Consider the following 25,091-nt stretch of genomic DNA (forward strand, 5'->3'; position numbering starts at 1 on the left):
CGTCCCATCCTTTGCGTTGTCACGGTCGAGCGTCGCAGGCCAACCAACACCGAACACCCCCGCCCGCCGCACACTACGCCTGGCCGCAAGGCCCGGCGCGCAAGTCTACGCATCTCGAAAGGAGATCGGCTTGAACACCACGTCGCGATTCCTGCTTGGCTGCCTGGCCACTGGCGCGCTCGCCTTGAGCAGCGTCGTTTGGACCGGCATGCCCGCTCAAGCGCAGAACCCGGCGGTCGGCGTACCGTCCGAGGACGCGAACGAGGCGTTGGAAAACGAGTCGGTCGAGATGCGCCGCGTCAAGGTGCTCGACTTGTGCAAGCGCGCCCGCCAGGCGATGGAGGCCGGCAATTGGGAAACGGCCGACTCGCTGATTCGCCGCTCCGAGGCGTTCCAGGTCCGCTGGCCGGTGATGTATTTCGGCGACCGCCCCGAAAAGGTGCGCAAGGACTACCAGAAGGTGCGCGGCACGTCGGCTGGGCTGCCCAGCAAGCAATACCAGGCCAACAGCACCACGACCAGCACGCCCGACGCGCCGGTCGCCAAACACAACAGCAAGACCCCGACCGATCCATTCGCCGCCCAGGCGGCATTGGCCGCCCAGAACGAAGCCGCCCCCAAGGCCCCGTCGATCAACGACCCGGGCAGCCAGGCCAAGCAATGGCTGGCCAAGGGCCGCGCTGAACTCAGTCGTGGCAACGTCACCGGCGCTTCGCACTGGTATCAGAAGGCCGCCCAGGCCCAGACCACTTGGAATCCGAACGAAGACACGCCCGAGAAGTTGTTCGTCGACCTTCGCGCCGCCGGTGGCAAGGCGCCAGCCGCCGAGCCGATCGCGGCGAACCCGGGCGCCAACGCGCGCAATCCGGTCGCCGCCGGCAACAGCCCGTTCGCGCGCCCCGAGACGACCACGCCGCCGGCCGCCGACGACCAACTCCCCCCTGCCCTGCGCCGCGCGGGCGCAAACAACGCGCCGGCCACTGCCCAGGCCGCCCAGGCCAATCCGATGACGGCGCCGGTCAATCCGCCGTCCGCCCCCCCTGTCACGAATCTGCCCGCGGTGACACCCGCGTCGTTCAACGCGCCGCCGGTTGCCGCCGCGCCGACGACCGCTTCTTACCCGACGACGAATGTGCCGGCGACCGCTTCGCTGCCGACCACGGCCACTCCAAACGACACGGAAAGCCGCCGCGCGCAAAGCGACGGCTTGTTGTGGACCGCCCGCCGCGCGCTGGCGGTGGGCGATGTGCGCCGCGCCACCGAAGCGGTGAACCAGGCCAAGGCCTTGGCCGTGAACTATGACCCGCGTGAAGATTCGCCGGCCCGCGTCGAAGCGGCTGTCGCCAAGTTCGCCGACCTGGCCCAGCGTCCCGCCGGCGAACGTGACTCGGAAGGTTACCGTCGCCGCTACGCCGAATTGCAAATGCAGCAGGCCGACGACCTGCTCCGCCTGCGCGACTTTGACGAGGCCGAACGGCTGGCCACCGAGGCCAAGCGGCGCGGCATCATCTACTCGCCGTTCGAGAACAATCCGGACGATCTGCTGAAGCGGATCGCCGAAGCCCGTCGTGGCACGAACTCGCGCTCGATCGAACCGTTGCCCAGCCCGACCGGGGCCCCGGTGACGATGACTCCGCCGGCCGCCGCCAACCCGACGGCAACTCCCGCGGCCACCAACGAACTGAAGCTCCGTGCGCAGAATCTGCTGCAACAAGCCCGGGTCGCCATGGCGGGGGGCGATTTGAACCAGGCCGAAGCCTTGGCCCAGGAAGCCGATCGGCTGCGCGTGCCCGAGGAATCGCTCGGCCAGCGTGACGACCGTCCCTGGCTGGTGTTGATGCAGATTCAAAAGGCCCGGCAGCAGCAAGCCACCGGCGGCGTGCAAAACGTCGGCGCCGTGCAGCCCGCCTCGGGCGTGATGCCGATTGCCGGCGCGAACGCGGCGTCGCAGGCATACTACGATCCGGCCACCGACGCGACGCACAATATGACCGTCGCCAACCAGCAACCGCTGACGACCGGCGCGTCGACACCGGCTGCTGGTCCGTCGAGTTCACAGAAGATCGGCGTGGCCTTGTTCGTGCAAGGTGAGGAGGCCTTGCGGCGCCACGATCCGAAGACCGCGGCGGCCCTGTTCCGCGAAGCGGCCACGCACCACGACGACCTTGACCAGCAAATGCAACAGCGGCTGCAAGATCGCCTGCAACTGACCGCCGGCACGGCGCCGTTGCCGACCACCCAGCCCAACGAAGCCAACTCGCTGATGCGCGAAGCCGCCCAGGGTCAGGCCCTGAAGCTGCGCCAGGCCAGCGACGAATTGAACCGCAAGATTTCCCAGGCCAAGCGCCTGCAAGAGTCGGACCCCAAGCAAGCCACCCTGGTCTTGCAACAGGCCCGCACCGAAGTGGAAAAGTCATCGGTCGATTCGAGCAACAAGGAAATGTTGCTCCGCCGCGTTGACCGAGTGAGCGACGAACTGGCCAAGTACCTCGATGCCAATCGGCCGCGCATCGAGCTTGACGAAAAGAACCAAGCGGTCAAAGACGAGATCGCCCGCGAAGAGCAAGCCAAATTCGACATGCAGGACAAGCTGGCCAAAACGATCGATGAGTTCAACGAACTGATGGACCAGCGCCGCTTTGCCGAAGCCGAACTGGTGGCCAAGAAGGCCTTCGAGATCGCGCCGCGCGAACCGGTGGTGATGCAGGTCATGCGTCAGGCCAAGCTCGTGCGAAGCAACGAAAATGCCAAGGCGCTCCGCGAGGAAGGCCAGGACGGCTGGGTTCGCCAGATGGAAAGCATTCAAGAATCGGGCATCCCCTTTGATGACCGCCAGCCGATGCAGTTCCGCGACGCCAAGGAATGGAAGCAACTGAGCGAGACCCGCGGCGCCTGGTTGGCCCGACAGTCCAAGCGGAAGACCGAGCGCGAAATCGAAATCGAACAGCGACTCCGCACGCCGGTCTCGATGCAGTTCAAGGACACGCCGCTGCAAGAAGTGATGCGGCACCTGTCGAGCGTGACGGGTGTGAACATCTACCTCGATCCGCGCGGCCTGGCCGAAGAAGCCGTCGACAGCAGCACCCCGGTGACCATCAGCCTGAACAGCGACATTTCGCTGAAGAGCGCGTTGCACCTGGTGCTCGATCCGTTGCACCTGAGCTTCATCATCAAGGATGAAGTGTTGAAGATCACCAGCGAGCAAATGCGCGATGGCGAGGTCTATACCCAGACCTACAGCGTCGCCGATCTGGTGATTCCGATTCCGAACTTCGTGCCGAACGGGCAGATGGGCCTGGCCGGCGCGTTGGCCGACGCCCAGCGCAACGCCGGCGCGGCGGGCAACGGGCAAGGCAGCATGGCCGGCACCGGCGGCCCCATGGCCGTGGTCGCCAGCTCGAATGGCGGCTCGACCAATGCCGCGGTCAATCCCGAGGTGCTGGCCCAGTTTGGCGGCGGCATTCAGCCGATGGGCGGCATGTTCGGCCGCGGCGGCGCGACCGGTTCGCCCCAGAACATCCCCTTCGCCTCGCCGGGCGGATTGGGTGGTGGCGTGCAGCCGGACTTTGACTCGTTGATGGAATTGATCACCCAGACCATCGCGCCGCAAAGTTGGACCGAAGTCGGCGGCGCCGGCGCGATCAAGGAGTTCCCGACCAACTTGAGCCTGGTCATCAGCCAGACCCAGGAAGTCCACGAACAGATCGCCGAGTTGCTCGAGCAGCTCCGCCGCCTGCAGGATCTGCAAGTGACGATCGAAGTCCGCTTCATCAACCTGAGCGACACGTTCTACGAGAAGATGGGGATCAACTTCGACATTAATATTCCGAGTAATGTGCCGCAAAGCACGCTCAACAATCAGTTCACCACCGACGCCAACGGCAACCTGATCAAGACCGGCACGTTCAGCTACTCGAACTCGATTACTGGTGGTATGCAAAACTTGACCCAACCGACCAGCACGACAGGCGGTTTCTCGCCGGTGTGGACGAACGACCTGAGCATTCCGTTCAATCAATCGAGCTTTAGCCTGACGAATCCAAACCTGTCGCAGTTCAACTTGCCCCAGTCGGGCGTGTTGGGCGGGGCCTCGCTCGGGTTTGCCATCTTGAGCGACATCGAGACCTACTTCTTCTTGCAAGCGGTGCAAAGCGACAGCCGCACCAACATCATGCAGGCCCCCAAAGTCACGCTGTTCAACGGCCAGCAGGCGTTCGTGTCCGACACGCAGCAGGTGCCGTTCGTCATCACGGTCATCCCGGTCGTCGGCGACTTTGCCGCCGCCCAACAACCAGTGATCGTCGTCTTGTCCGAAGGAACTTTCCTCACGGTCCAGGCGGTGGTGTCGAGCGACCGCCGGTTTGTCCGACTGACGGTGGTGCCATTCTTCAGCAATATCTCGGCCGTGAACACCTTCACGTTCACCGGTTCGTCCAGCAGCACCCGTGACACTAGCACCACCGGTCCGGTGGGCGCCTCGACCAGCCAGAACAATGTCGCGTCGGCCACGAACAACGGCACCACGGTGCAGTTGCCGACGTTCGCCTTTACCACGGTAACCACCACGGTCAGCGTGCCCGACGGCGGCACGGTCTTGCTCGGTGGCATCAAACGACTGGCCGAACAGCGGATCGAGAATGGCGTGCCGATCCTGAACAAGCTGCCCTACGTGCAGCGGTTGTTCAACAACATCGGCACCGGCCGCACGACGACTAGCCTGATGATGATGGTCACGCCGCGCATCATCATCCAGGAAGAAGAAGAAGCCAAACTGGGCCAAGGTTCCACGCCGTAAGCCGACGGCGGCCCTGCCGCCGGCCTGGCGTTGAAGGGTTGGCCCGATCGAATTGCAAGCGACGTTCCCTCCGGCCGTCGTGGTTCCCTCCTCGTGGGGGAGCCACGACGGTTTTTTCTTGCGCGCGGCGGATCGCTATAATGGGGAGCGAATCGCCACGACCGTTGATCGAGGAACGAATATGACTCCCCGCATGTGGATTGCCTTGGGGGCCGCGACCGGCGCGCTGGGAATCGCCCTGGGCGCTTTCGGCGCGCACGCCCTGCCCGGCTGGCTGACAAGTCAGGGACGCACTGCCGAGGCGATCGTTCGCGCCAGGGAGATCTTTGAAACGGCGGTGCGGTACCAGATGTACCAGGCGTTTGGCCTGGTGCTATTGGGGCTCTACGCCCTGCACCGCCCCGAGGGATCGGTCACGCTGCCCGGCGCGGCCATATTTCTGGGGATGTGCGTCTTCTCGGGCTTGCTCTACGCGCTGGTCATCACCGACGTGAAGGTGCTGGGGGCGATCGTCCCGATTGGTGGCGTGTTGATGATTGTCGGCTGGCTCGGTTGGGCCGTCAAAGCCTGGCTCGATCGCTGAGCGAGAAACGATCAACGATCAACGATGAATGAAAGGCACGAGAGGGATGATCGACGCATGGCGGTGGTGATTGGTTCAAGGTCACGCAACCTGCGCCGTTTATCGTTCATCATTTATCGTTTCTCCCGAAGATGAGTTCGGTATTGTCGCGCAGCACTTGCGTGCCGAGCGCCAACGCCCGGTCTTCGCTCCAGCCCCGGTCGACGACGAACTTCTCGGCCAGCACCTTGGCGAGTGTCCGCTTGTACATGGCGAACTTCGGCAGCGCGAACTCCAGCTTGTACATGTCGCTGTAGTAGCCGATCTGCTTGGTCCGCGGCACCGCTTCCAGTCGCGAAGCCAGATCGTGCTCGATGAACGTCGGCGTGTTCGAGTACCACCAGTGGCCGTTGGTCACCACGTTCGGGAAGATCCAGCTATAGCTGGTCAGTTCCTGATTGGTCACGCTGGCCAGAACCGAAATCGGGAACGTCACCTGCGGAAAGGCGTTGAACAGCTCGCGGTATTGAATCAGCGACACTCGGCTGTCGTACAGGTCTTGTCCCTGGTAAACGCCCGCCGGATAGACCTGGCGATTGACGCCGATCATCAAATCGAACGGCAACTTGTACTCGGCGCAATACTCGGCCAGCGTCCAAAAGACAAAGTGCGACACGGTGCGTCGCGGGTCGTCGAACGTGTGACTCCCCTGCTTTAACACCGATTGTAGCGCCGGCCCTGCGTCGGCCTCGCTCACCTTGGACGGAGCGAAATCAGGCGGCAGCGAAATGGCGCAGGCCTTGGCTCCCTTGGCCACAAAATGGGCGAACAGCTTGCCGATTGCTTCCTTCAGTTGGGCCACCGTGCCAACCGCGATGCCCGTCGCTTTTTCCAGTCGAGCACGCACCTCGGACTTGGCCAAATGGAACACCAGATCATCAGTCCGCAGACAGGGGATATAGACCTTGGTGTCGAACCCGGTCAGCGGATCGTCGAAGTCGTTGGTTAAGAATACCGCCGACAGGCGGCTTTGCTTCAACACCTGGTTGGCCCAATCGGGCGAGCTCATCTTCTTGACCGCGCCGTCGTACAACGCTTCCCAGTTCTTCATGGTCAGCCGGTCGTCGGCAAAGCCGAAGAACTCGCGGGCTAGTTCGATGAACCAACTGTATTGAATCGTGTTGTCCAGCGGCCCCATCCGCTCGACCAGCCGGCGAACTTTCTCCTTGGGGTCCAGGCCGGGTTCTTCGATCCGCGCCTTGGGCATGCCGGCCGAGTGGGCCAGTTCGGTGTAGTAGTGATAGCCCAGGATGTCGGCCACCGTCTGCGACGCCGGCGCGTGCGGGTTGATATGCGTGTGCGGATCGACAATCGTCAGGGCATTCAACTCGGCAAACAACCGATCTCGTAAAGCTTGCGACATGGCGGCAATGGTCTCGTGTTGGAGATGAGTAGCTAACGGGACAATTCAAATTCAACCACGACGACATGGCGCAAACGCCAAGAAATTTGCACCACGGAGACACAGAGATCACAGAGAGGACAGAGAGGACAAACAGCACAGTTCTTTCTGTTCTCTGTGTCCTCTGTGTCCTCTGTGCCTCTGTGGTGAATTCCCTCTCTGATGCCTTGACGTCGTGTGGTCGTGGTTGATTGCTTGGCTTCACGAACCGAAGGCAGGCGATAGCTGTTTATAAGGCTCGGCCAGCCCGGTCGCAATTGGCCGGCAATGTCGGCAACCATGCTTAATGGCTGAATCCAAAACAACTTGCATCCCCACCCCTGCTGAAAAAACCTTGACACTTGCGGCCCGGTTTGGTTCGATGGAGTCCTGACCCTCCGGCCGCGAACTCCAGCACCGCCCTCCCCTGCGAACGAAACGATCGTCGCAGCGGTCCCGCCTGCGGTGGCCTGACCCCCGGACTGCCCGCCTTCCGGTTTTGTCCGAGGAGTTTGCCGATGATTGCCCGGCGCTCATTGATTTGGGTGTGCCTTGTCGTGCTTGGCGCTACCGCTGCAAGCGGCGGTGTCTTCGTTTGTCCGTTGGCCGCCGCCGAGAAGTCCCCTGCCCCGGCCCAGATCGACTTCACCCGCGACGTGCAACCGATCTTCGTCAAACGCTGCTATTCGTGCCACGGCCCCGACACGGCCGAAGGAAGCCTGCGACTCGACGATCGTTCGTCGGCCCATCGTGGCGGCAACAGCGGCCCTGCCTGGGTCGCGGGTCAAAGTGGCGAAAGCCGGCTGGTGCGCTATGTGACCGCGCCCGAGGACGAGGAGTTCGCCATGCCTCCCGAGGGGGAACGATTGTCGTCCGACGAGGTGGCGCTGGTCCGGGCCTGGGTCGATCAGGGGGCGCGCTGGCCCGAGCAGGCCGCCACGGCTGGCAAGAAGAACGATCACTGGTCGTTCCAGCCCGTCAAGCGTCCCGAGGTCCCGCGTGTGAAGCGGGCCGACTGGTGCCGGAACCCGATCGATCACTTTGTGCTGGCTCGACTCGAACACGAAAACATCACACCGTCACCCGAGGCCGATCGGGCCACGTTGATTCGCCGCCTGAGTCTCGACCTGACCGGGCTGCCGCCGACGCCGGCCGAGGTTAACGACTTTGTGGCCGATCCAAGCGCCGGCGCGTACGAACGACTGGTCGATCGCTTGCTCGCCTCGCCCCATTACGGCGAGCGTTGGGCACGCCACTGGCTCGATCTGGCTCGCTATGCCGACAGCGACGGCTACGAGAAAGACACCGGCCGGCCCCATGCCTGGCGGTGGCGCAACTGGGTGATCGACGCGCTCAATCGCGATCTGCCGTTCGACCAGTTCACCGTCGAGCAACTGGCGGGCGATTTGCTTCCAGGCGCGAGCGAAGATCAACGTATCGCCACCGGCTTTCACCGCAACACGTTGACGAACAAAGAAGGAGGCGTTGACCAGGAAGAATACCGCGTCGCGGCCACGATCGACCGCGTGAACACGACCAGCACTGTATGGATGGCGTTGACGATGGGCTGTGCGCAGTGCCACACCCACAAGTACGACCCCATCGCCCAGCGCGAATACTACGAGCTGTTCGCGTTCTTCAACAACTTGCAAGAGACCGACATGCCGGCCCCCCTGCCCGACCAGGTGGCGGCTTATCAAAAGGCCAAGGCCGCGTTCGACGCCGACCATGCGAAACTCGTCGCCAAGGTGACCGACTTCGAGCGCGAGCAACTACCCTCGCGGTTGGCCAACTGGGAACGCGAAGCCAAGCCGGCCGAGTCGATCGAATGGCAAGTCGTCGAGCCGGCCGCCATGACGCCGGGCCCCAAGGCCAAGACCAAGTTCAAGCAACTGCCCGACGGCGTCGTCGAGGTCGAAGGGGCCGCGTCCGACACCGAAGTTTACACGCTGACCCTCAGCACTAAGCTGCGCGGCATCACCGGCCTGCGGCTCGAAGCCTTGGCCGACGCCGAAAAGAAAACGGGCCCGGGCCGGGCAAAGGATCACAACTTTGTCCTGACCGGCGTGCGGATCTCGGCCGCGCCCACGGGCAAGAAAGACGCCAAGCCGGTGACGGTGCCGCTCCGCTGGGCCGTGGCCGATTATTCACAGGGCAAGTTCGAGGTGCTGAACGCGATCGACGCCGACCCCAAGTCGGGTTGGGCCATCGGCCCCAAGTTTGGCGAGGACCATCTCGCGCTGTTCGAACTGGCGTCGCCGATCGATTTCGAGGAGGGGGCCACGCTCGTCGTCACGCTGGACCATCAATATCCCAAGCAGTTCGCCCTGGCCCGGTTTCGCTTGTCGCTGACCACGACGACTGGCCCCTTGTCCGACGCCAAGATTGCGACGGGGCCGGCCGCGGTGCTGGCCAAGCCGGCCAGCGCGCGCAGCGCCACCGAACAGAAACTGCTGGCCGATTACTATCGCCGCGTCGACAAGGATCTGAGTGCGCTCGACGGCGCCGTCGTCGCTCACGCGAAGAAAGCCCCCGTCGACCCCGCCACGACCAACCGAGCGATGGTGCTGGTCGATCTGCCCAAGGGGCGCGAGACACATGTTCTGGTCCGCGGCGATTTCTTGCGGCCGGGGGCGAAAGTCGAAGCGGGCGTGCCGTCGTTCTTGCCTCCGATCGAGCCGCGAGGCGAGCACGGCGACCGGCTTGACCTGGCCCGCTGGCTGGTTTCGGAAGAAAACCCACTGACGCCGCGCGTGACCGTGAACCGGATATGGGGGCAACATTTCGGTCGCCCGCTGGTCAACTCGGTGCCCGACTTCGGCACGCAAGGAGACCGGCCGACGCATCCTGAGCTGCTCGATTGGCTGGCCGACGAGTTTCGCCAGACGTGGAGCATGAAACAGCTCCACCGCTTGATCGTTACCTCGGCCACGTACCGGCAATCGTCGCGCCGCCGGGCCGAGCTCAACCAGCGCGACCCATACAACATGCTGCTGGCGCAACAACCGCGAATGCGCGTCGAGGCGGAAGTGGTCCGCGATCTGGCGCTGGCAGTGTCGGGTCTGATCGACGAGCGGATCGGTGGTCCGAGCGTGCGCCCCAAGCAACCGGACGGCGTGTCCGAGTTGACCTACGCCAACGCCGCCAAGTGGGTCGAAAGCAACGGGGCCGACCGCTACCGGCGCGGGATGTACACCTGGTTCCAGCGCACTAGTCCCTACCCGATGCTGATGACATTCGATTCGCCCGACGGGGTGTTGTGCTGTGCCCGGCGCGAGCGCTCGAACACGCCGCTCCAGGCGTTGACCTTGTTGAACGACCCGGTGTTCGTCGAGTGTTCCCAGGCGCTGGCCCGTCGGGTGTTGCGCGAAGCGCCGGCCGGCGACACGACCGAGGGGGCGCGCGACGGGCGATTGCGCTGGGCGTTTCAGGCCTGCCTGGCGCGTGTGCCGAGCGCCGGCGAACTTGACGCGCTGCGAGCGTTGTACGCCGATCAATTGCAACTGGCTCGGGCGAACGCCGACGCGTCCAAGGCGATTGTCGGCACGGGTGTGAAGGACGAAAAGGTCGACGACCCGGCCGAGTTGGCGGCCTGGGTGATGGTGGGGCGGACGCTACTGAACTTGGACGAATTCATTACGCGGGAGTGACGGCCATGAATCCGCTCGATGCTGCGATTGCTCGCTCGCGCCGGCAGTTTCTCTGTTCGACGGCCAGCGGGCTGGGCGGCGCGGCCTTGCTGCAAATGCTGCTGGCCGATGCGCTGTTGGCGGCCGACAAATCGCCCGACCCGGCGAACCCGTTGACGGTGAAGCTGCCCCATTTCGCGCCCAAGGCCAAGGCGTGCATCTTCATTTTCCTGGAAGGGGCGCCGAGCCAGCTCGATCTGTTCGACCCTAAACCCGAGTTGAACCGCCTGCACGGACAGAAGCTGCCCGAGTCGCTGACCAAGAACGTCCGCTTTGCCTTCATCCAGAAAGAGTCGGCGGTCGTGATGGGCTCGCCGCGCAAGTTCCAGAAGTACGGCGAATGCGGCATGGACATCAGCGACCTGCTGCCTCACACGGCCACGTGCGCCGACGATCTCTGCCTGATCCGCTCGATGCACACCGACGCGTTCAATCATCATCCCGCGCAGTTGTTGATGAACACGGGCGTGTCGCGGTTCGGCCGGCCGAGCATCGGCGCGTGGTTGAACTATGGCCTGGGGAGCGAGTCGAGTGACTTGCCCGGCTACGTGGTGTTGAACGCCGGCCGAGGGACCAGCGGCGGGGCCAGCCTCTGGTCGAGCGGCTGTTTGCCGTCGAGCTACGCGGGCGTGTTGTTCCGCAACAAGGGCGAGCCGGTGCTGAACCTGGACAACCCGGCCGGCGTGAGCGACGCCATGCAACGGCGCAGCCTCGACGCGCTGGAGCGCTTGAACCACGAGCGGCTCACGGCGCTGGACGATCCGGAAATCGCGTCGCGGATCAACGCCTATGAACTGGCCTTCCGCATGCAGTCGGCGGCGCCCGAACTGATCGACTTGGCCAGCGAGACGCAAGCCACGCGCGACGCCTACGGCGTCGACCGTCCCGATGACGAGGCCAGTAAAGTTAGCCGCGGCGGCGGGGCAGGGGTGTTCGCGTCATTCTCGCGCAACTGTCTGCTCGCGCGGCGCCTGGTCGAGCGTGGCGTGCGGTTCGTCAATTTGTATCACGCCTCATGGGACCACCACAGCAACTTGGACAAGGAACTGGCGTTCAATTGCCAGATGGCCGATCAACCCGTCGCGGCGTTGCTCAAGGACCTGAAGCAGCGCGGGCTGCTTGATACCACGTTGGTCGTGTGGGCCGGCGAGTTCGGGCGCACGCCACTGGGCGAGAATCGCGGCGGCAACCCCAACGCCACCGGTCGCGATCATCACCCGTTCGCGTTCAGCCTGTGGGCGGCCGGCGGCGGGATCAAAGGGGGTCAGGTCGTTGGCCGCACCGACGACATCGGTTGGAACATTGTCGAAGATCCGATCCACATGAACGACTTCCACGCCACGCTGTTGCACCTGTTCGGGCTCGACCACCTAAAGCTGACATACAAGTTCCAAGGGCTCGACGTGCGGTTGACCAACGTCGGCGGCAAGGTGGTGAAGCAGCTGCTGGCGTGATGGGGAAACGATGAACGCGAAACGATGAACGATCAAGTAATGCTGTCGTTCATTAGCCCCCGGCGAGTCGCCGGGGGCGTGCGATTGGCCACGGCGAAATAGTCCCCGACTTGCTTTGTGTGTCGCAAGTTGTGTTCCTGAAGTGACTTGCGCGCCGTTTGACGGCGAAGCTCATCTTTACCGCGTAACTTTTTTCGTTTTCGCGCGAACTTATTTGCCGACCAATGCTCATAAGCATCGTTCCCCCCGTTGATGCTCGAAGTGTTGCCTGGGGGGGGTACGATTCGTGGTCGGCCGGCGTCTAGCTGGTATGCTAGAGAGGTTGACTGAAGCTAGCGGGAACGTGGCCGAGAAATGGCCGTGACTTGCCGGCGCGAGTTTGGTAATTGAGTTCGGATACAAGCCGGTCGTCGTCACGTGGTTATTCACCGCGCGGCGATCGGAACTGGTTCAGAGGTTTTTGCAAGCAGCGTTTTAACAAGAGCGACAGTTTCTTTCTTTTTTCGACGCGCTGGTCGCCCCGGCGCAGGAGCATGTCATGCGTAGCTCATTCTTGGTTACCGACGTCCGTAACGTACTGGGTTCGACCCTGGTCCGTAACGTCGTTGCCGGTTGCCGTGAAGTGCGCTCGGACAAGTGCGCGTCGAAATCCTTTGGTAAGCGGTTCGCCTTCTTGGCGGACCATCTGGGAACGGCGTTGCGCCATCTATGGCGCACTACGCGGCATGAAGGCGCGCGGTATCAAGCCGCGTGGTCGATGCAGCCCGCAGGCGTGCCGATGGCCGCCATGCTACCGGCAGCAACGGCCACGGCGACAGGTTGGCGAATTAACGCCGCCAGTCGCACGCCTGCGGCCGCGACGAGTCGGCAGTAGCGCGAGTCGCCCGGCAGACCGGGTTCCTCCACGTTACGACCTGATCTCGCTCGACGTCACCGCCAGGCGTATGGCCCTCTGGCTGTTGCGCGCGTTGTTTCGCGCTTCGCAGCCGGTGCTCGCCACTCGCGTCTGGTTTGCTTCCCATTCAATCCATGCACCGCTTGCTCAAGGAATACGACCGTGGCACCTATCGCTTGTGAGGAGTTGATCACCGAGGCATCGATCGCGACCCTCGTGCGCGCCGCGCAGGAGGGGGACAACGATTCGTTCGCGGAACTGGCCCGTCGGTTCGAGCGGATGGTCTACGGACTGGCCTTGCGCCGGCTGCAGAACCACGCCGAGGCCCAGGAGACGGTGCAGGAAGTGTTCGTCACCTTGCTGCGCAAGATCCACCAGCTGCGCGAGCCGGCCAGCTTGCCGGGCTGGCTGCGGCAGATTGCGATGCGCAACATCAGCAATCGGCTGTCGCGGCGCGGCCCGGTGACGTCGACTACCGGCGAGTACTTGGAGGCGGCCCACGCCACCCAGGAAACCCCGCTGACTTCGGCGCTGGCCCGCGAACGGCAGAGCCAGGTCCGGGCTGGCCTGGCGCGGCTGGGCACGCTCGACCGTCGCACGCTGGTGGCGTTCTACGTCGAGGGCCAGTCGCTCGTCGAGATGAGCGAGGCGTTTGCTTCGCCCGTCGGCACGATCAAGCGCCGGCTGCACGTCGCCCGCAAGCGGCTGGCGGCCGAACTGAGTGGGTTGGAAATGATGAATGCTTAATGCGCAATGCTTCATAAAGGCATTCGCGCGGAGCGTCGCATTCAGTTGCAGTGCAACAAGAACCGGGGACGAAAGTCCCCGGTTTTTTTATGCGCTCAGCCGTCGAGCGTCTGACGCAGCGCGTTTGACAGTTCGCTGCTCGCGGCGGCGACGAAGCGGCGCGAGTCGCAGCGGATCGGGCTGCCGTCGCGCTCGATGACGTGTCCGCCGGCTTCGGCTACCAGCAAGAACCCGGCCGCCACGTCCCAGGGCTTAGCGCTGAGCGACCAATAGGCGTCGTAGCGCCCGGCCGCGATGTACGACAAGTTCAAGGCCGACGAGCCGCTGCGGCGCATCGATTGAGACAGCAGGATGATTTTTAAGAAGTCCTTCAGCTCCTGCGACTCGGCATTGATCCCCGGTGGGGAGCTGACCGCGGTCACGGCCCGGTCGAGGGTCGTCACGCCGCTGGTCTTCATGGGCTTGCCATTCAGCGTGGCGCCCCGTCCGCGCATGGCCGCGAAACATTCCTTGGCCACCGGGTCGAACACCACGCCGACGATCGGTTGGTTCCCTTGGGCCAGGGCGATCGAGACCGCATAGTGCGGGATCGAATGCACATAATTAGTCGTGCCGTCCAAGGGGTCGACGATCCAGGTCAGGTCGTTGTCGCGGCTGGCAATTGACAGGTTTTCCTCACCCAGGAACCCGTGGCCCGGAAAGGCGCCCAGGAGGGTGGCCTGGATGCTGGTCTGGGCGGCCACGTCGGCCTCGGTCACCAAATCGGCCGGCCCCTTTTCGCTGACGCTGAACCGACCGGCCCAATCGAGCAGCACGTCCCCGGCCAGCCGGGCGGCGCGCTGGGCCACGTCGAGAAAACTCGTCAAATCGGCATCGCTCGGGGACCAGTGGGTGGCCATCGGGCTGGCGGGTTCGCGGTCGGGCACGGCTGGTCGCTCTGGGTAAAGAATGTGGGGGATCGGCCCCCACGGAACAGATTAGCGGTTCAGGGGGGCGGCTGACCAGCGGCTGCTGGCCCGACAGGCTGACGCGGCCTCGGTTCAAGAACTGGTTAAAAAAAGTTTGGAAGGCGTCAGGCAGGTTGCTAAAATACAGGCGAAATGGTGACCGTGGGTCGAACGCGACCGGGAAATTAACGGCCTCGTTACATTCCTGATTCCGGAACGCCTCGACCAGTCGATCACCGGCCTCTTCTCTGTTCCGGCCCTGCCGCTCGGTTGACCACGAGCGGCGGGGTTTTTTTATTGGTGGATAGCGCACGGGCAAATGTCCGACCGCTTGAGCCTGGTTTCATAACGCGCGACGGAGTTCACTGCCGATGCCTGACTCTGGTTGGACCTTGCACGACACGACGGCCGAACTTTCGACCGGCAGTTGGCGCGGCTTGCTGTCGCTGGCCCGGTCGAGCGCGGGGCTGACGTGCCTGACATTTGAAAAAGCATTTCATCCCAGCGCGACGATCCTGGCCGTGCAGGTGGCGCCCGAGTCACACACGGGCGACGTGCCGGTCGAAGCGTACGTGCGAGGCAACGATCTGGTGGCGAACTATCCGGCCACCGGCGCGCGCGAGGTGGCGATTCAAGCCTATTGGCGGCTGGCGCCGTGGCGCGATCCGGCGGCGCTGGTTGTCGACTTGCAAGTCTCGGTCAACACACAACAGTGGGAAACCTGCCCCGAACAACTCGTCACCAGTTGGCTGGCGCCGTATCACGCCTATCGCGTGCCAAACGTGCCGGGCGAGTTGATCGCGCTGGGCTGGCCGGCCAGCGACGGCGCGGTGGCGCTCGACAGCGAAACGTACTGCGTCCTGTGGCGACCCAATCGGGGCGGGTTCAGCTATGTCGAGATGACCCATCCCGACGATTCGGCGGTCAATTGCCTGGAACGCCGCACGCTGGGACGCCAGCCGCGCGACGAGCACGAACCCGAGGCCCACCTGTGGCTGAACTCGCACCGGTTGTTTTCGTCGCACCTGGAAAAAGGGGTGATCCTGCGGTCGCGGCTGCGCGGGGCGTGGGTGCCGCGGGCCGGTGACGAGCAAGCGGCCGCCGATCTTTACGCCGATCTGCTCAGCGCGCCGTTGCCGTTGACTACCTGAGCGAGCGTGCGGCCTGGCCATGAAAGATGCGCAAGGAAAGCTCTACCGCGTTCTGCCTAAGCAGGCGAACACCACGCTGGCCGCGGCCCTGAAGCTATGGCTCGGTGAAAAGCAGTCGTGGGGGCGCATCGAGCGGCTGGTCAAGACTCGCCACGTGTTGGTGAACGGCAATCTGTGCCTGGACGGGGCGCGGCGGTTGAAGCTGACCGACGTGATCCGCGTACTCGAACATCCGACCGCGCCGCCGGTCAGCGAACAGGACGTGCGCGTTCGCTATCTCGACGCCGACGTGGTGGTGGTCGAAAAGCCGGCCGGCATGACCAGCGTGCGTCATCGCGAAGAGCAGGGGTGGTCCGAGCGCCGCAAGCAGGACCAGCCGACGCTCGAAGATGTCTTGCCACGGATCATCGCCAAGCGAATCGCCGGCAAGCAAACCAATCGACCCGGCCGAACGAAGCCGGGCAGGGGAGGCGCGCAGCGCCCGCAACCGGGACGCACGCTGCGCACGCCACCGGTGCGGCCGGTTCATCGGATCGATCGCGACACCAGCGGCCTGATGGTCTTTGCCCGGACGGTGCCGGCCGAGCGGATCCTGGGCGCTCAGTTCCGGCAACACACGACGGGGCGGCGCTACCTGGCCGTGGTGCCGGGCAAGGTCAAGGCGCAAACGATCGAGTCGCAACTGGTCCGCGACCGTGGCGACGGCCGCCGCGGCAGCACCGAGGACGAAGGGCACGGCAAACGGTCGGTCACGCACATCCGGCCCGTCGAAACGCTCGACGGCTACACGCTGATTGAATGCCGACTGGAAACCGGGCGGACGCACCAGATTCGGATTCATCTGTCGGAACTCGGCCACCCATTATGCGGCGACAAGGTCTACGGCCGAGCGCGCGGCAAAGAGGAACACGTCGACCGGAGCGGCGCGCCGCGGTTGGCGTTGCACGCCTGCGACCTGGCGTTCGATCATCCGGTGTCGGGGGAGCGGATCGAGTTTCACATGCCGCTGCCCGAGGACTTGCGGCGGTTCGTCGATCGACTGCGGGGGAAGCCTCAGAGAGATGACTAGCCACGGAGGCACTGGGGCACGGAGGTTTGCACGGAGCAGAGAGAGGGAGATGAGAGGGGGCAGGGGAGCGGCAAGTTGGTAAATGATTCGTTGTGGTGTGATGCCGGGGGGTAGAATGCGTCGCGCGGTTCGTGTCGCCTCGATTAGGTCATTCCCGTGCAGGCGGGAATCTAGCGGGTAACCGCAACCACAAGATTCCCGCCTGCGCGGGAATAACGGCCTTGATCGGCAGGCTGAAACGAATTGACAATCGCTCTCACGGGGGCTTTCGCATGTTGCGGATTTCGTTTCTGGATGAGCATCGTGAGTTGACGCGGCGGTTTTTCTTGCGCCTGGGTGTCGCGGCGCCGGCGGTGATGGGTCTGGTGGGCGAATCGCTGGCCGACGAGCCGAACGCCGCGCCTGCCAAAGACGCCAAGCCGGCGGCGAAACTCCCTAAGCCTGACAAGGCCGGCGCGCGGGGCGAGCCTTACTTCACGCCGACCGCCGATTTTCGCGACGTCTCGCGCGGCAAGCCGGTGCCACACACCTTGTCCGACGAACAGAAAGGCGCGGTCGGGCTGACGCGCGAGACCTGGAAGCTGTCGATCATTTCCGACGCCGAGCAGCCCGCTCGGCTGGGCAAGCAATTCAATCGCGACGATGAAACGGCGTTCGACTTTGACGACTTGATGGAGCTGGCCAAGACGCATGCGGTTCGGTTCGCCAAGGTGATGACCTGTTTGAACCTGGGTTGTCCGCTGGGGATGGGGTTGTGGGAAGGGGTGCCGCTGCGCGAGTTGGTGTGGCTGACCAGGCCGCGCGAGAATCTGCGCCGGGTGTTCTACTGGGGCTATCACAACGACGACCCCAAGCAGATGTTTCGCAGCTCGTTGCCCGTGGGACGTGTGCTCGAAGACCCTTACGATCTGCCGCCGGTGATTGTCTGTTACAAGCTGAATGGCGAGTGGCTCGATGCCGAGCGCGGCGGCCCGGTGCGGATCGTGGTGCCCGAGGCGTATGGTTTCAAGTCGGTCAAATGGCTGACGCATGTGGTGTTGTCGAACCTGGCGCACGCCAACGACACTTACGCCGAACAGAGCAACGACGTCGACAGCCCATTGAAGACGTTTGCCGCATCGTTGTCTGTGCCGACGTCGGTCAAAGCGGGCGAGCCAATCGCGGCCTCGGGTTACGCCCAGGTCGGCATCTCGGGCTTGAAGAAGGTGCAAGTCTCGCTCGAGTCGAATGCCGAACCGCGCGCGGGGGACGATCCCCATTTCACGCGAGCGCCGTGGGTCGATGCCGAGTTGCTGCCAGCGCCGGTCGGTTGGGCCAGCTTGCCCGAAGGAAAGATTCCACTCTCGACTCACGGCTTTGACGACGCGGGCAAGCCGAAGCAGTGGCCGATGCGGCTGGCCAACGCCCATTGGGCGGCGGTGTTGCCCGGTGTGCCCGCCGGCGAGTACACGTTCCGCAGCCGGACGATCGACGAGCAGGGGCACGCGCAGCCCATGCCGCGCCCCTTCAAGAAATCGGGGCATGCGGCGATCGAATCGATCGTCATCCGGGCGACGTAGGATGCTCTTATTCTTCGCGTGCTGGGCGACATTGCCGCGAATCGTGCTGCTATTACTAGAGATATGATGCCGTAGCAGGTAAACTGTAACGGCCTGCCAGGTTCACCCTTCCGCGTCGCACTACCCCTGAAAGCTTTCCATGACACGCCCTCTTACGCTCGTTGTGTTGCTGGCTGCCGTGGCTGGCTCGATTCATGCCGCCGAGGCGCCGGGCGGTTCGATCGCCTTCAAGAAGACCAAGCTCGATGGCGTGTTCCGCAGCGAAGGGGTGGCGGTCGGCGACTACAACCACGATGGCAAGCTCGACATTGCCGCCGGCAGTGTCTATTACGCGGCGCCAAATTGGGATCTGCGCGCCATTCGCGACAAGGCCGAGGAGTGGGATCCGCTGAAGTACAGCGACAGCTTTGTGAACTATGCCGAGGACTTCAACGGCGACGGCTGGATCGATCTGATGGTCGTCGACTTCCCCGGCAAGCAGACCTGGTGGTTCGAGAATCCCAAGAACGAGCCGGGCCCGTGGAAGCGACACGAGTGCATTGCCGTCACCAACAATGAAAGCCCGGCGCTGCTGGACATTGACGGCAACGGCCGCCGAGCGCTGGTGATGGCCTTTGCCCCCAGCTTCAAGGAATCGGACGGCCCCGATCGGCAGCAAGGGATCGCTCGCCGCAATGCTGATCCGTTCGCGCCGTGGACCATTCAGGCCGTTTCGGAGAAGGCCGCTCCGAACACGACCAAGTATTCGCACGGGCTGGGCGTCGGCGACATCAACCGTGACGGGCGCAACGACATCGTGATTCCGCAGGGTTGGTGGGAACACCCGGCCAGCCCGGCCGAGGGGCTGTGGAAGTTCCACGAGGCCAAGCTGGGCGAGCCGTGCGCGCACATGCACGTGTACGACTTCGACGGCGACGGCGACAACGATGTGCTCAGCTCGGCCGCCCACAAGATTGGCATCTGGTGGCACGAACAAACGCCCGGCGGCTGGGTCACGCACGAAATCGACAAGACGTTCTCCCAGACCCACGCGCTGTGTCTGGCCGACATCAACGAAGATGGCCTGCCCGACTTCGTCACCGGCAAGCGCTGGTGGGCTCACGGTCCCAAGGGGGACGTCAACCCGGGCGACCCGGCGGTGATGTACTGGTTCGAGCTGCGGCGCGAGAACGGCAAGGCGAGCTGGATTCCGCACCCGTTCGATGACGACAGCGGTGTTGGCACCCAGTTTGAAGTGACCGACGTCAACGGCGACGGCATGCTGGATGTGGTCACCTCGAACAAGAAGGGGGTCCACTACTTCCAGCAGGTCCGGATCAAGTAGCGGTCTTCTGGTTCATTACCCAACGCGCAAACGATGAGCACCTCCTCGACCACCGAAGCGGCCGGCTACGCGATCCGCGTGATGGACCTGGTGAAGGAATATCACCTGGGGGGCGAGGTGGTCCGCGCGCTAGCCGGGGTGTCGCTCGATGTGCCGATTGGCGACTATGTGGCCATCATGGGTCCGTCGGGCTCGGGCAAGAGTACCTTACTGAACATGTTGGGCTGCCTGGACCGGCCGTCCGGGGGAAGTTACTGGCTCGGCGAAGATGACGTGGCGCAGCTCGACGACGACGAACTGTCCGAGATTCGCGCCGCGCGGATCGGCTTTGTCTTTCAGTCGTACAATCTGATCCCGCAATTAACGGTGCTCGAAAACATCGAAGTGCCGCTCTACTATCGGCGCAATTTAACGCCAGCCGACAAACAGCGCTGCCGCGAGTTGGCCGAGATGGTCGGCCTGGGCCGCCGGCTCGATCACCGGCCGACGCAGCTTTCGGGCGGTCAACAGCAGCGCGCCGGCATTGCCCGTTCGCTAATCAACGACCCGTACTTCATCCTGGCCGACGAGCCGACCGGGAATCTGGACTCGGCGACGACACAGGAGATTCTGGCGCTGTTCGACACGCTGAACATGCGCGGCAAGACGATCATCATCGTCACCCACGAAGACTTCGTGGCCAATCGGGCCAAGCGCGTGGTGCGGTTGCGCGACGGACTGGTCCAGTCCGACCTGCGCAACGTCCCGGTCGAGTCGCCGCCCCCCGGCCCGCAACCGGGCGAAGGGGCGCACTAGCTCTTTCTGAAAAGAGTCTCGCCACGGAGGCACTGAGACACGGAGGTTGGCACGGAGAGAGCGGAAGGATTGACCGCGCGACGGATTTGCATTGCTTCAATGCTGGTTGCTGTGTCTGATAATTCACTTTTCCACGAGAGAAAGCTCTCATGAATTTTGCGCGCTCAATTCGCAAACTGTTCGTCTGCAATGTGTTCATGTTGGTAGTATTCGCGCTGCGGGCGAATGCCGCGGAGCCGTTCCTGGAGAAGTCGAGTCTGTTCACCGTGGGGGAAGACCCCGCGTTCAAGCTGTACCACATCCCGGGCCTTGTGGTCACCAGCAAAGGGACCGTGCTGGCCTGGTGCGAGGCGCGCAAGCGATCGGCCGGCGTGAGCGACTGGGACGACATTCGCATTCTGTTGCGTCGTTCGACCGACGATGGCAAGACCTGGAGCCCGCCACGAAGCATCGCCGACGTGCCGGGTCCGAAAACGAAGAATCCTTTTTCGCTGCGGATGAAGAACGTCGATCCAAACGACGTTACGTACAACAACCCGGTGTTGATTGCCGGCCGCGACGGCACGGTGCATATGTTGTTCTGTCTGGAATATGAACGCTGTTTCTACCAGCGCAGCTCCGACGACGGCCAAAGCTGGAACGCACCGGTCGAAATCACCGCGGCCTTTGCCGGCTTCAAGCCAAGCTACGACTGGAAGGTGCTTGCCACCGGGCCGAATCACGGCATTCAATTGCGGACGGGCCGCTTGGTGGTGCCGGTCTGGTTGTCGACGGGCACCGGCGGCAACGCGCATCACCCCAGCGTCACGGCAACGATTTACAGCGACGATCAAGGCCGGACCTGGCGGGCCGGCGAGATTGCCGTGCCGCGCACCGACCAGTGGATCGACCCGAACGAAACCGTGGCCATCGAGTTGGCCGACGGCAGCGTGATGCTCAACGTGCGCAACGAGTCCCACGCTCACCGCCGGCTGGTGACGGTCAGCAAGGACGGCGCTCACGGGTGGAGCACGCCTCGGTTCGATCCTGCGCTGCTGGAACCGATTTGCATGGCCGGCCTGGTGCGCTACTCGGTGAAGCCTACGGCCGAGAAGAACCGCATCTTGTTTTCAAATCCCGACAACTTGGCGCGGGCCGACGGCAAGGAAACGCCAGGCAAGAATCGCGATCGCAAGAACCTGAGCGTCAAGCTCAGCTACGACGAAGGACAAACCTGGCCGGTGAACAAGGTGCTCGAGCCGGGCCAAAGCATGTACAGCGATCTGGCCGTCACGCCGCGAGGGACGATCCTGTGTCTGTACGGCACCGGCGGCAACAACTCGGGGCTCAGTTACTTTGCCGGCGGTCAATTGACCCTGGCGCGGTTCAACCTGGAATGGCTGACCGACGGTAAAGACAAAACTTCCGAGTGAGTTGGCGGTAGGTGCTCCAGTACGCTTCGCTGCTAACATCATTAGTTTTCCGTGACCCGGCGGTCTGGGGCTGGATGACCAACCGCCGCGCCTGAAGGAACGATTGGTCTCGTTGCGCCGGATCGACCGAAGTGACGGTTAATTCCTGCGATGCGTTGAGCCCCCTCTGTCAACGTGCGGGAACACGCATTGTTGGGGGTGAATTGCCTCTAGCTCCCGTAAAGGGTGGGTCGATGCTGTAATCACGTTGGTGCTTGCTGCAATCAAACGATGCTTCGCAGGGTAGCCGGCCGCGGGAAGCGGTCCAGTGCGAAGCATACGATCGGCGCCATCGCTACAGTTTCGCATCGCTCGGCCAACGGACTTGCCACGAGACGACCTTCCATGTCACGACGGTTTCGCTTTGCGCTCGCCTTGTTTGCGCTCCCGGCCACTTTTAGCCCAGGCGCTTTCGCCGCCGAGCCATCGCTGTTGCCGCTGGCCGCTGGTGTGACGGTGTCGAGCGCGGAACCAGCCGCTCAGCCCGAGGCGTCGAGTGGCGGCCCCGCGCGCTCGACCGAATTTGTCCAAGAGCGTCATCCCAACGGCAAGATTCGGGTCGAGCGGGAAGTCACCCAGGACGCCAACGACAACTTCGTCAACCACGGCGTCTGGACGATGTTCAATGACCGGGGCGAGGAAACCGCTCGCGGCGAATACCGCCTGGGCAAGCGCCACGGCAACTGGCAGCGCTCGCACGTGGCGTTGCGCGAACTCGACCTCCCCTTCGCGCCCAATGCCGCCGGTTTCAAAGGACCGTTCCTGTCGACGGCCCAGTTCCAGGACGGCCTGTTGGACGGCGTGTGGCTGATTACCGATTTGGAAGATCGCAAGGTGGTCGAGTTGCACTACTCCGGTGACCGGCGCGACGGAAAATGCACCTGGTACTTCCCCAACGGCAACGTCTGGCGCGAAGTCGCCTACAAACAAGGGGTCCGCGACGGGCAGTTCGTTGAGTACGCGGGCGACGGCTCGGTGGCCAAGCAGTATCAATACACCGACGGCGCGCGGGTGGTGGTGCAAGTCGAGTGGTACAAGAAGGGGCAGAAGAAACTCGAAGTCGACACGTTGCAGCCCCCCGAGTTCGCCGGCACGGTCGATGACTGGTGGGCCGGCTCGAGCCGCGAACTGGCCGCCGACCTGCAACGTCAGTCGGCCCCGGTCACGATCAAGGTCGTGGGCGTGCGGCACGGCGGCTGGAAGCTCTGGCACGCGAGTGGCCAGCTTGCCGCCAGCGGGCAGTTCGAGCACGACCGCCCGGTCGGCAAGTTCGAGTGGGTCCATGCCAACGGCCAGCAAGCGTGCCGCGGCGAGTACGTGCAAGGCCAGCCGGTCGGCGTGTGGACCTGGTGGCACGCCAACGGCTCGAAAGAGGCGAATGGCTCACTGCAAACTGGCAGCCAGATTGGCAAGTGGCTCTGGTGGGACGACGAAGGACGCGTCGTCAAATCGGCACAATTCACCGACAGCCAGAGCGGCCTGCAGCTCACGCTGCTGCCCGAGGGGATTCAGCCCCCCGCAGCCGACATCGACGCCGCCGAAACAGCCGCGAAGCGCCCGACTCGCACAGCGAGCACGCCCGCCCGAGCCGGGCACGGCCCGGTGATTCGGTAAATCGGAACGTAGCCGACCAGAATCGCCAGCGCTGGCTTGTTCACCGGTTAGGATTGCGCGATACTCATTTGCCGCACAAAGGTTCGCGGCGCCGCAGTTCTCTAATGGTCCCTGGCGAATGATGGCACGTTGGCGCAGCAAGCCTGGTCCTTACGTGCAATGGATTGAATTGTTACGCGAACGCATCGCATCGTTCGACGAATATCCGTTCTGCATTCCAGCGGTTCGCCACCTCGAAAAGCTTGTCCTCCACCCGCAGGTAACATTCTTGGTCGGCGAGAACGGGACGGGCAAGTCGACGCTGCTCGAAGCGTTTGCCGTGGCGTCGGGTATGAATGCCGAGGGCGGAAGCCGCAATCTGCAGTTTTCGACGCACGCGTCGCATTCGGCATTGTGCGAGTCGCTTCGCATCGCCCGGACCACGGCCGGTTCACCCGGCGATACCTATTTCCTGCGGGCCGAAAGCTTCTACAACGTGGCGACCGAAATCGAGCGGATCGGCATGTTGATACCCTACGGCGGCCAGTCGCTTCACGAGCAATCGCATGGCGAGTCGTTCTTCACACTGTTCGAAGTTCGCTTTGGCAAGCATGGGCTATACCTGATGGACGAGCCCGAGGCGGCGCTGTCGGTATCACGGCAATTGCAGTTTCTGAGCTTGTTGAACTCCTATTGCCGGCGCGGGTGCCAGTTTGTGATTGCCACCCACTCGCCGATCATCATGGCCTTTCCCCACGCGACGATCTACGAGTTCTCGCCAGTAGGCATTCGCGAGATTAAATATCAGGAGAGCGAGCAGTATCGCGTGACCCGAGGATTCCTCGAACACCCCGAGCGATCGTTGGAGATTCTTTTAGCGGACGACGAGCACGATTTGCCAGAGGAAGAATGAGCATGGCGCCAGTGCAATTGGCAATCGCCACTGCTGATTGCCCCTCGAACAACTTGTCGCTGACTTCGAGTCATTGGCAGATGCGAGCGATTTCATTCATTCTCGTGCTGGCCCTGGGCGCCTCGGTCGCGATGGGTGTCGAACCATCGAGTGGCGACGTCGCGCCGTCGGGTGGGTGGAAGCTGACGGACCTGGCCGAGACAATGCAGACGCTGCGCGGGCGGTCGTACGAGAACGGCAAGCGATTGTTCGCCCGGGCCAATTGCACGCTGTGCCACCGACAGGACAACGTCGGCAACGAGTTTGGCCCCGACCTCTCGAAGCTCGACCTGCGATTCCAACCGCTCGATATCCTGCGCGACATTCTTGACCCGTCGCGGCGGATTGCCGACGCCAAGTTCGATCTGTGGATGTTTGAAACCGAATCGGGCCAGGCGGTGGCTGGCCTGATCGCGCGCGAGACCGACGCACGGGTCGAAGTCCTGGAAAAGCCGCTGGCCTTGGCGCCGGCCGTGGTGCTCGACAAGCGGCAGATCGTCGAGCGAAAAATGTCGCTCGTGTCGATCATGCCGCAAGGGCTGGTCAACAATTTGACCCGCGACGAGATCGCCGACCTGGTGGCGTACCTCGCCGCCCGTGGCGATCCGGCCGACCCCATCGTCGCGCCGGGGAATTGAACGCCGGATGTCGAAACATTTGGCCGCTC

17 protein-coding genes are annotated in these 25,091 nt (G+C 63.5%); 15 read left to right on the forward strand and 2 right to left on the reverse strand.

Annotated elements, in window-relative coordinates; all coding sequences use genetic code 11:
* The first annotated feature begins 130 nt into the window (after positions 1 to 130).
* Both JSS27_20960 and JSS27_20965 read left to right on the forward strand, forming a co-directional pair.
* A complete protein-coding gene (locus JSS27_20960; protein MBS0211419.1) occupies positions 131 to 4,795 on the forward strand; it encodes a hypothetical protein in 4,665 nt (1,554 codons plus the stop codon).
* Between the two features lie 181 nt (positions 4,796 to 4,976).
* On the forward strand, positions 4,977 to 5,378 hold the full coding sequence (locus JSS27_20965) for a DUF423 domain-containing protein (protein MBS0211420.1): 402 nt from the start codon (positions 4,977 to 4,979) through the stop codon (positions 5,376 to 5,378).
* A 109-nt stretch (positions 5,379 to 5,487) separates the two neighbouring features.
* Here JSS27_20965 and JSS27_20970 read toward each other — a convergent pair whose 3' ends face one another.
* Complete coding sequence (locus JSS27_20970) at positions 5,488 to 6,780, reverse strand: glucuronate isomerase (GenBank protein MBS0211421.1); 1,293 nt, start codon at positions 6,778 to 6,780, stop codon at positions 5,488 to 5,490.
* Between the two features lie 536 nt (positions 6,781 to 7,316).
* Here JSS27_20970 and JSS27_20975 point away from each other — a divergent pair.
* From JSS27_20975 to JSS27_20990, 4 genes are all read left to right on the forward strand, one after another.
* On the forward strand, positions 7,317 to 10,448 hold the full coding sequence (locus tag JSS27_20975) for a PSD1 domain-containing protein (GenBank protein MBS0211422.1): 3,132 nt from the start codon (positions 7,317 to 7,319) through the stop codon (positions 10,446 to 10,448).
* 5 nt (positions 10,449 to 10,453) lie between these two features.
* Positions 10,454 to 11,941, forward strand: coding sequence for a DUF1501 domain-containing protein (locus JSS27_20980; protein ID MBS0211423.1), 1,488 nt, complete (start codon positions 10,454 to 10,456; stop codon positions 11,939 to 11,941).
* Between the two features lie 538 nt (positions 11,942 to 12,479).
* Positions 12,480 to 12,815, forward strand: a complete 336-nt coding sequence (locus JSS27_20985; protein ID MBS0211424.1) for a hypothetical protein — start codon at positions 12,480 to 12,482, stop codon at positions 12,813 to 12,815.
* 210 nt (positions 12,816 to 13,025) lie between these two features.
* Positions 13,026 to 13,583, forward strand: a complete 558-nt coding sequence (locus JSS27_20990) for a sigma-70 family RNA polymerase sigma factor (protein ID MBS0211425.1) — start codon at positions 13,026 to 13,028, stop codon at positions 13,581 to 13,583.
* Between the two features lie 95 nt (positions 13,584 to 13,678).
* Here JSS27_20990 and JSS27_20995 read toward each other — a convergent pair whose 3' ends face one another.
* Positions 13,679 to 14,449, reverse strand: coding sequence for an inositol monophosphatase (locus JSS27_20995; protein ID MBS0211426.1), 771 nt, complete (start codon positions 14,447 to 14,449; stop codon positions 13,679 to 13,681).
* A gap of 452 nt (positions 14,450 to 14,901) precedes the next feature.
* Between JSS27_20995 and JSS27_21000 the strand changes: the two genes are divergently transcribed.
* From JSS27_21000 to JSS27_21040, 9 genes are all read left to right on the forward strand, one after another.
* Entirely contained in the window at positions 14,902 to 15,681 is a 780-nt protein-coding gene (locus tag JSS27_21000; GenBank protein ID MBS0211427.1) for a hypothetical protein, read from the forward strand.
* A gap of 19 nt (positions 15,682 to 15,700) precedes the next feature.
* Positions 15,701 to 16,750, forward strand: a complete 1,050-nt coding sequence (locus JSS27_21005) for an RluA family pseudouridine synthase (GenBank protein MBS0211428.1) — start codon at positions 15,701 to 15,703, stop codon at positions 16,748 to 16,750.
* A 272-nt stretch (positions 16,751 to 17,022) separates the two neighbouring features.
* Positions 17,023 to 18,309: a molybdopterin-dependent oxidoreductase gene (locus JSS27_21010; GenBank protein MBS0211429.1), complete on the forward strand. Its 1,287-nt coding sequence runs from the start codon at positions 17,023 to 17,025 to the stop codon at positions 18,307 to 18,309.
* Between the two features lie 139 nt (positions 18,310 to 18,448).
* On the forward strand, positions 18,449 to 19,633 hold the full coding sequence (locus JSS27_21015; GenBank protein ID MBS0211430.1) for a VCBS repeat-containing protein: 1,185 nt from the start codon (positions 18,449 to 18,451) through the stop codon (positions 19,631 to 19,633).
* Between the two features lie 33 nt (positions 19,634 to 19,666).
* The gene (locus JSS27_21020; GenBank protein MBS0211431.1) at positions 19,667 to 20,428 is read left to right on the forward strand and encodes an ABC transporter ATP-binding protein; all 762 of its coding nucleotides are present in this window, start codon (positions 19,667 to 19,669) and stop codon (positions 20,426 to 20,428) included.
* Positions 20,429 to 20,577: 149 nt separating this feature from the next.
* Positions 20,578 to 21,840, forward strand: coding sequence for an exo-alpha-sialidase (locus JSS27_21025; protein ID MBS0211432.1), 1,263 nt, complete (start codon positions 20,578 to 20,580; stop codon positions 21,838 to 21,840).
* A gap of 384 nt (positions 21,841 to 22,224) precedes the next feature.
* Positions 22,225 to 23,493, forward strand: a complete 1,269-nt coding sequence (locus tag JSS27_21030; protein MBS0211433.1) for a hypothetical protein — start codon at positions 22,225 to 22,227, stop codon at positions 23,491 to 23,493.
* Positions 23,494 to 23,614: 121 nt separating this feature from the next.
* The gene (locus JSS27_21035) at positions 23,615 to 24,385 is read left to right on the forward strand and encodes an AAA family ATPase (protein ID MBS0211434.1); all 771 of its coding nucleotides are present in this window, start codon (positions 23,615 to 23,617) and stop codon (positions 24,383 to 24,385) included.
* Positions 24,386 to 24,387: 2 nt separating this feature from the next.
* A complete protein-coding gene (locus JSS27_21040) occupies positions 24,388 to 25,062 on the forward strand; it encodes a c-type cytochrome (GenBank protein MBS0211435.1) in 675 nt (224 codons plus the stop codon).
* The last annotated feature ends 29 nt before the right edge of the window (positions 25,063 to 25,091 follow it).

The sequence above is a fragment of the Planctomycetota bacterium genome (assembly GCA_018242585.1).
Lineage (GTDB): Bacteria > Planctomycetota > Planctomycetia > Pirellulales > PNKZ01 > JAFEBQ01.

What these genes read in the sequence shown, in the direction of transcription:
- JSS27_20965 (MBS0211420.1), top strand. Translation starts at nt 4,977, where the DNA reads ATGACTCCCCGCATGTGGATTGCCTTGGGGGCCGCGACCGGCGCGCTG.
- JSS27_20970 (MBS0211421.1), bottom strand. Translation starts at nt 6,780, where the DNA reads ATGTCGCAAGCTTTACGAGATCGGTTGTTTGCCGAGTTGAATGCCCTG.
- JSS27_20975 (MBS0211422.1), top strand. Translation starts at nt 7,317, where the DNA reads ATGATTGCCCGGCGCTCATTGATTTGGGTGTGCCTTGTCGTGCTTGGC.
- JSS27_20980 (MBS0211423.1), top strand. Translation starts at nt 10,454, where the DNA reads ATGAATCCGCTCGATGCTGCGATTGCTCGCTCGCGCCGGCAGTTTCTC.
- JSS27_20985 (MBS0211424.1), top strand. Translation starts at nt 12,480, where the DNA reads ATGCGTAGCTCATTCTTGGTTACCGACGTCCGTAACGTACTGGGTTCG.
- JSS27_21000 (MBS0211427.1), top strand. Translation starts at nt 14,902, where the DNA reads ATGCCTGACTCTGGTTGGACCTTGCACGACACGACGGCCGAACTTTCG.
- JSS27_21005 (MBS0211428.1), top strand. Translation starts at nt 15,701, where the DNA reads ATGAAAGATGCGCAAGGAAAGCTCTACCGCGTTCTGCCTAAGCAGGCG.
- JSS27_21010 (MBS0211429.1), top strand. Translation starts at nt 17,023, where the DNA reads ATGTTGCGGATTTCGTTTCTGGATGAGCATCGTGAGTTGACGCGGCGG.
- JSS27_21015 (MBS0211430.1), top strand. Translation starts at nt 18,449, where the DNA reads ATGACACGCCCTCTTACGCTCGTTGTGTTGCTGGCTGCCGTGGCTGGC.
- JSS27_21020 (MBS0211431.1), top strand. Translation starts at nt 19,667, where the DNA reads ATGAGCACCTCCTCGACCACCGAAGCGGCCGGCTACGCGATCCGCGTG.
- JSS27_21025 (MBS0211432.1), top strand. Translation starts at nt 20,578, where the DNA reads ATGAATTTTGCGCGCTCAATTCGCAAACTGTTCGTCTGCAATGTGTTC.
- JSS27_21030 (MBS0211433.1), top strand. Translation starts at nt 22,225, where the DNA reads ATGTCACGACGGTTTCGCTTTGCGCTCGCCTTGTTTGCGCTCCCGGCC.
- JSS27_21035 (MBS0211434.1), top strand. Translation starts at nt 23,615, where the DNA reads ATGGCACGTTGGCGCAGCAAGCCTGGTCCTTACGTGCAATGGATTGAA.
- JSS27_21040 (MBS0211435.1), top strand. Translation starts at nt 24,388, where the DNA reads ATGGCGCCAGTGCAATTGGCAATCGCCACTGCTGATTGCCCCTCGAAC.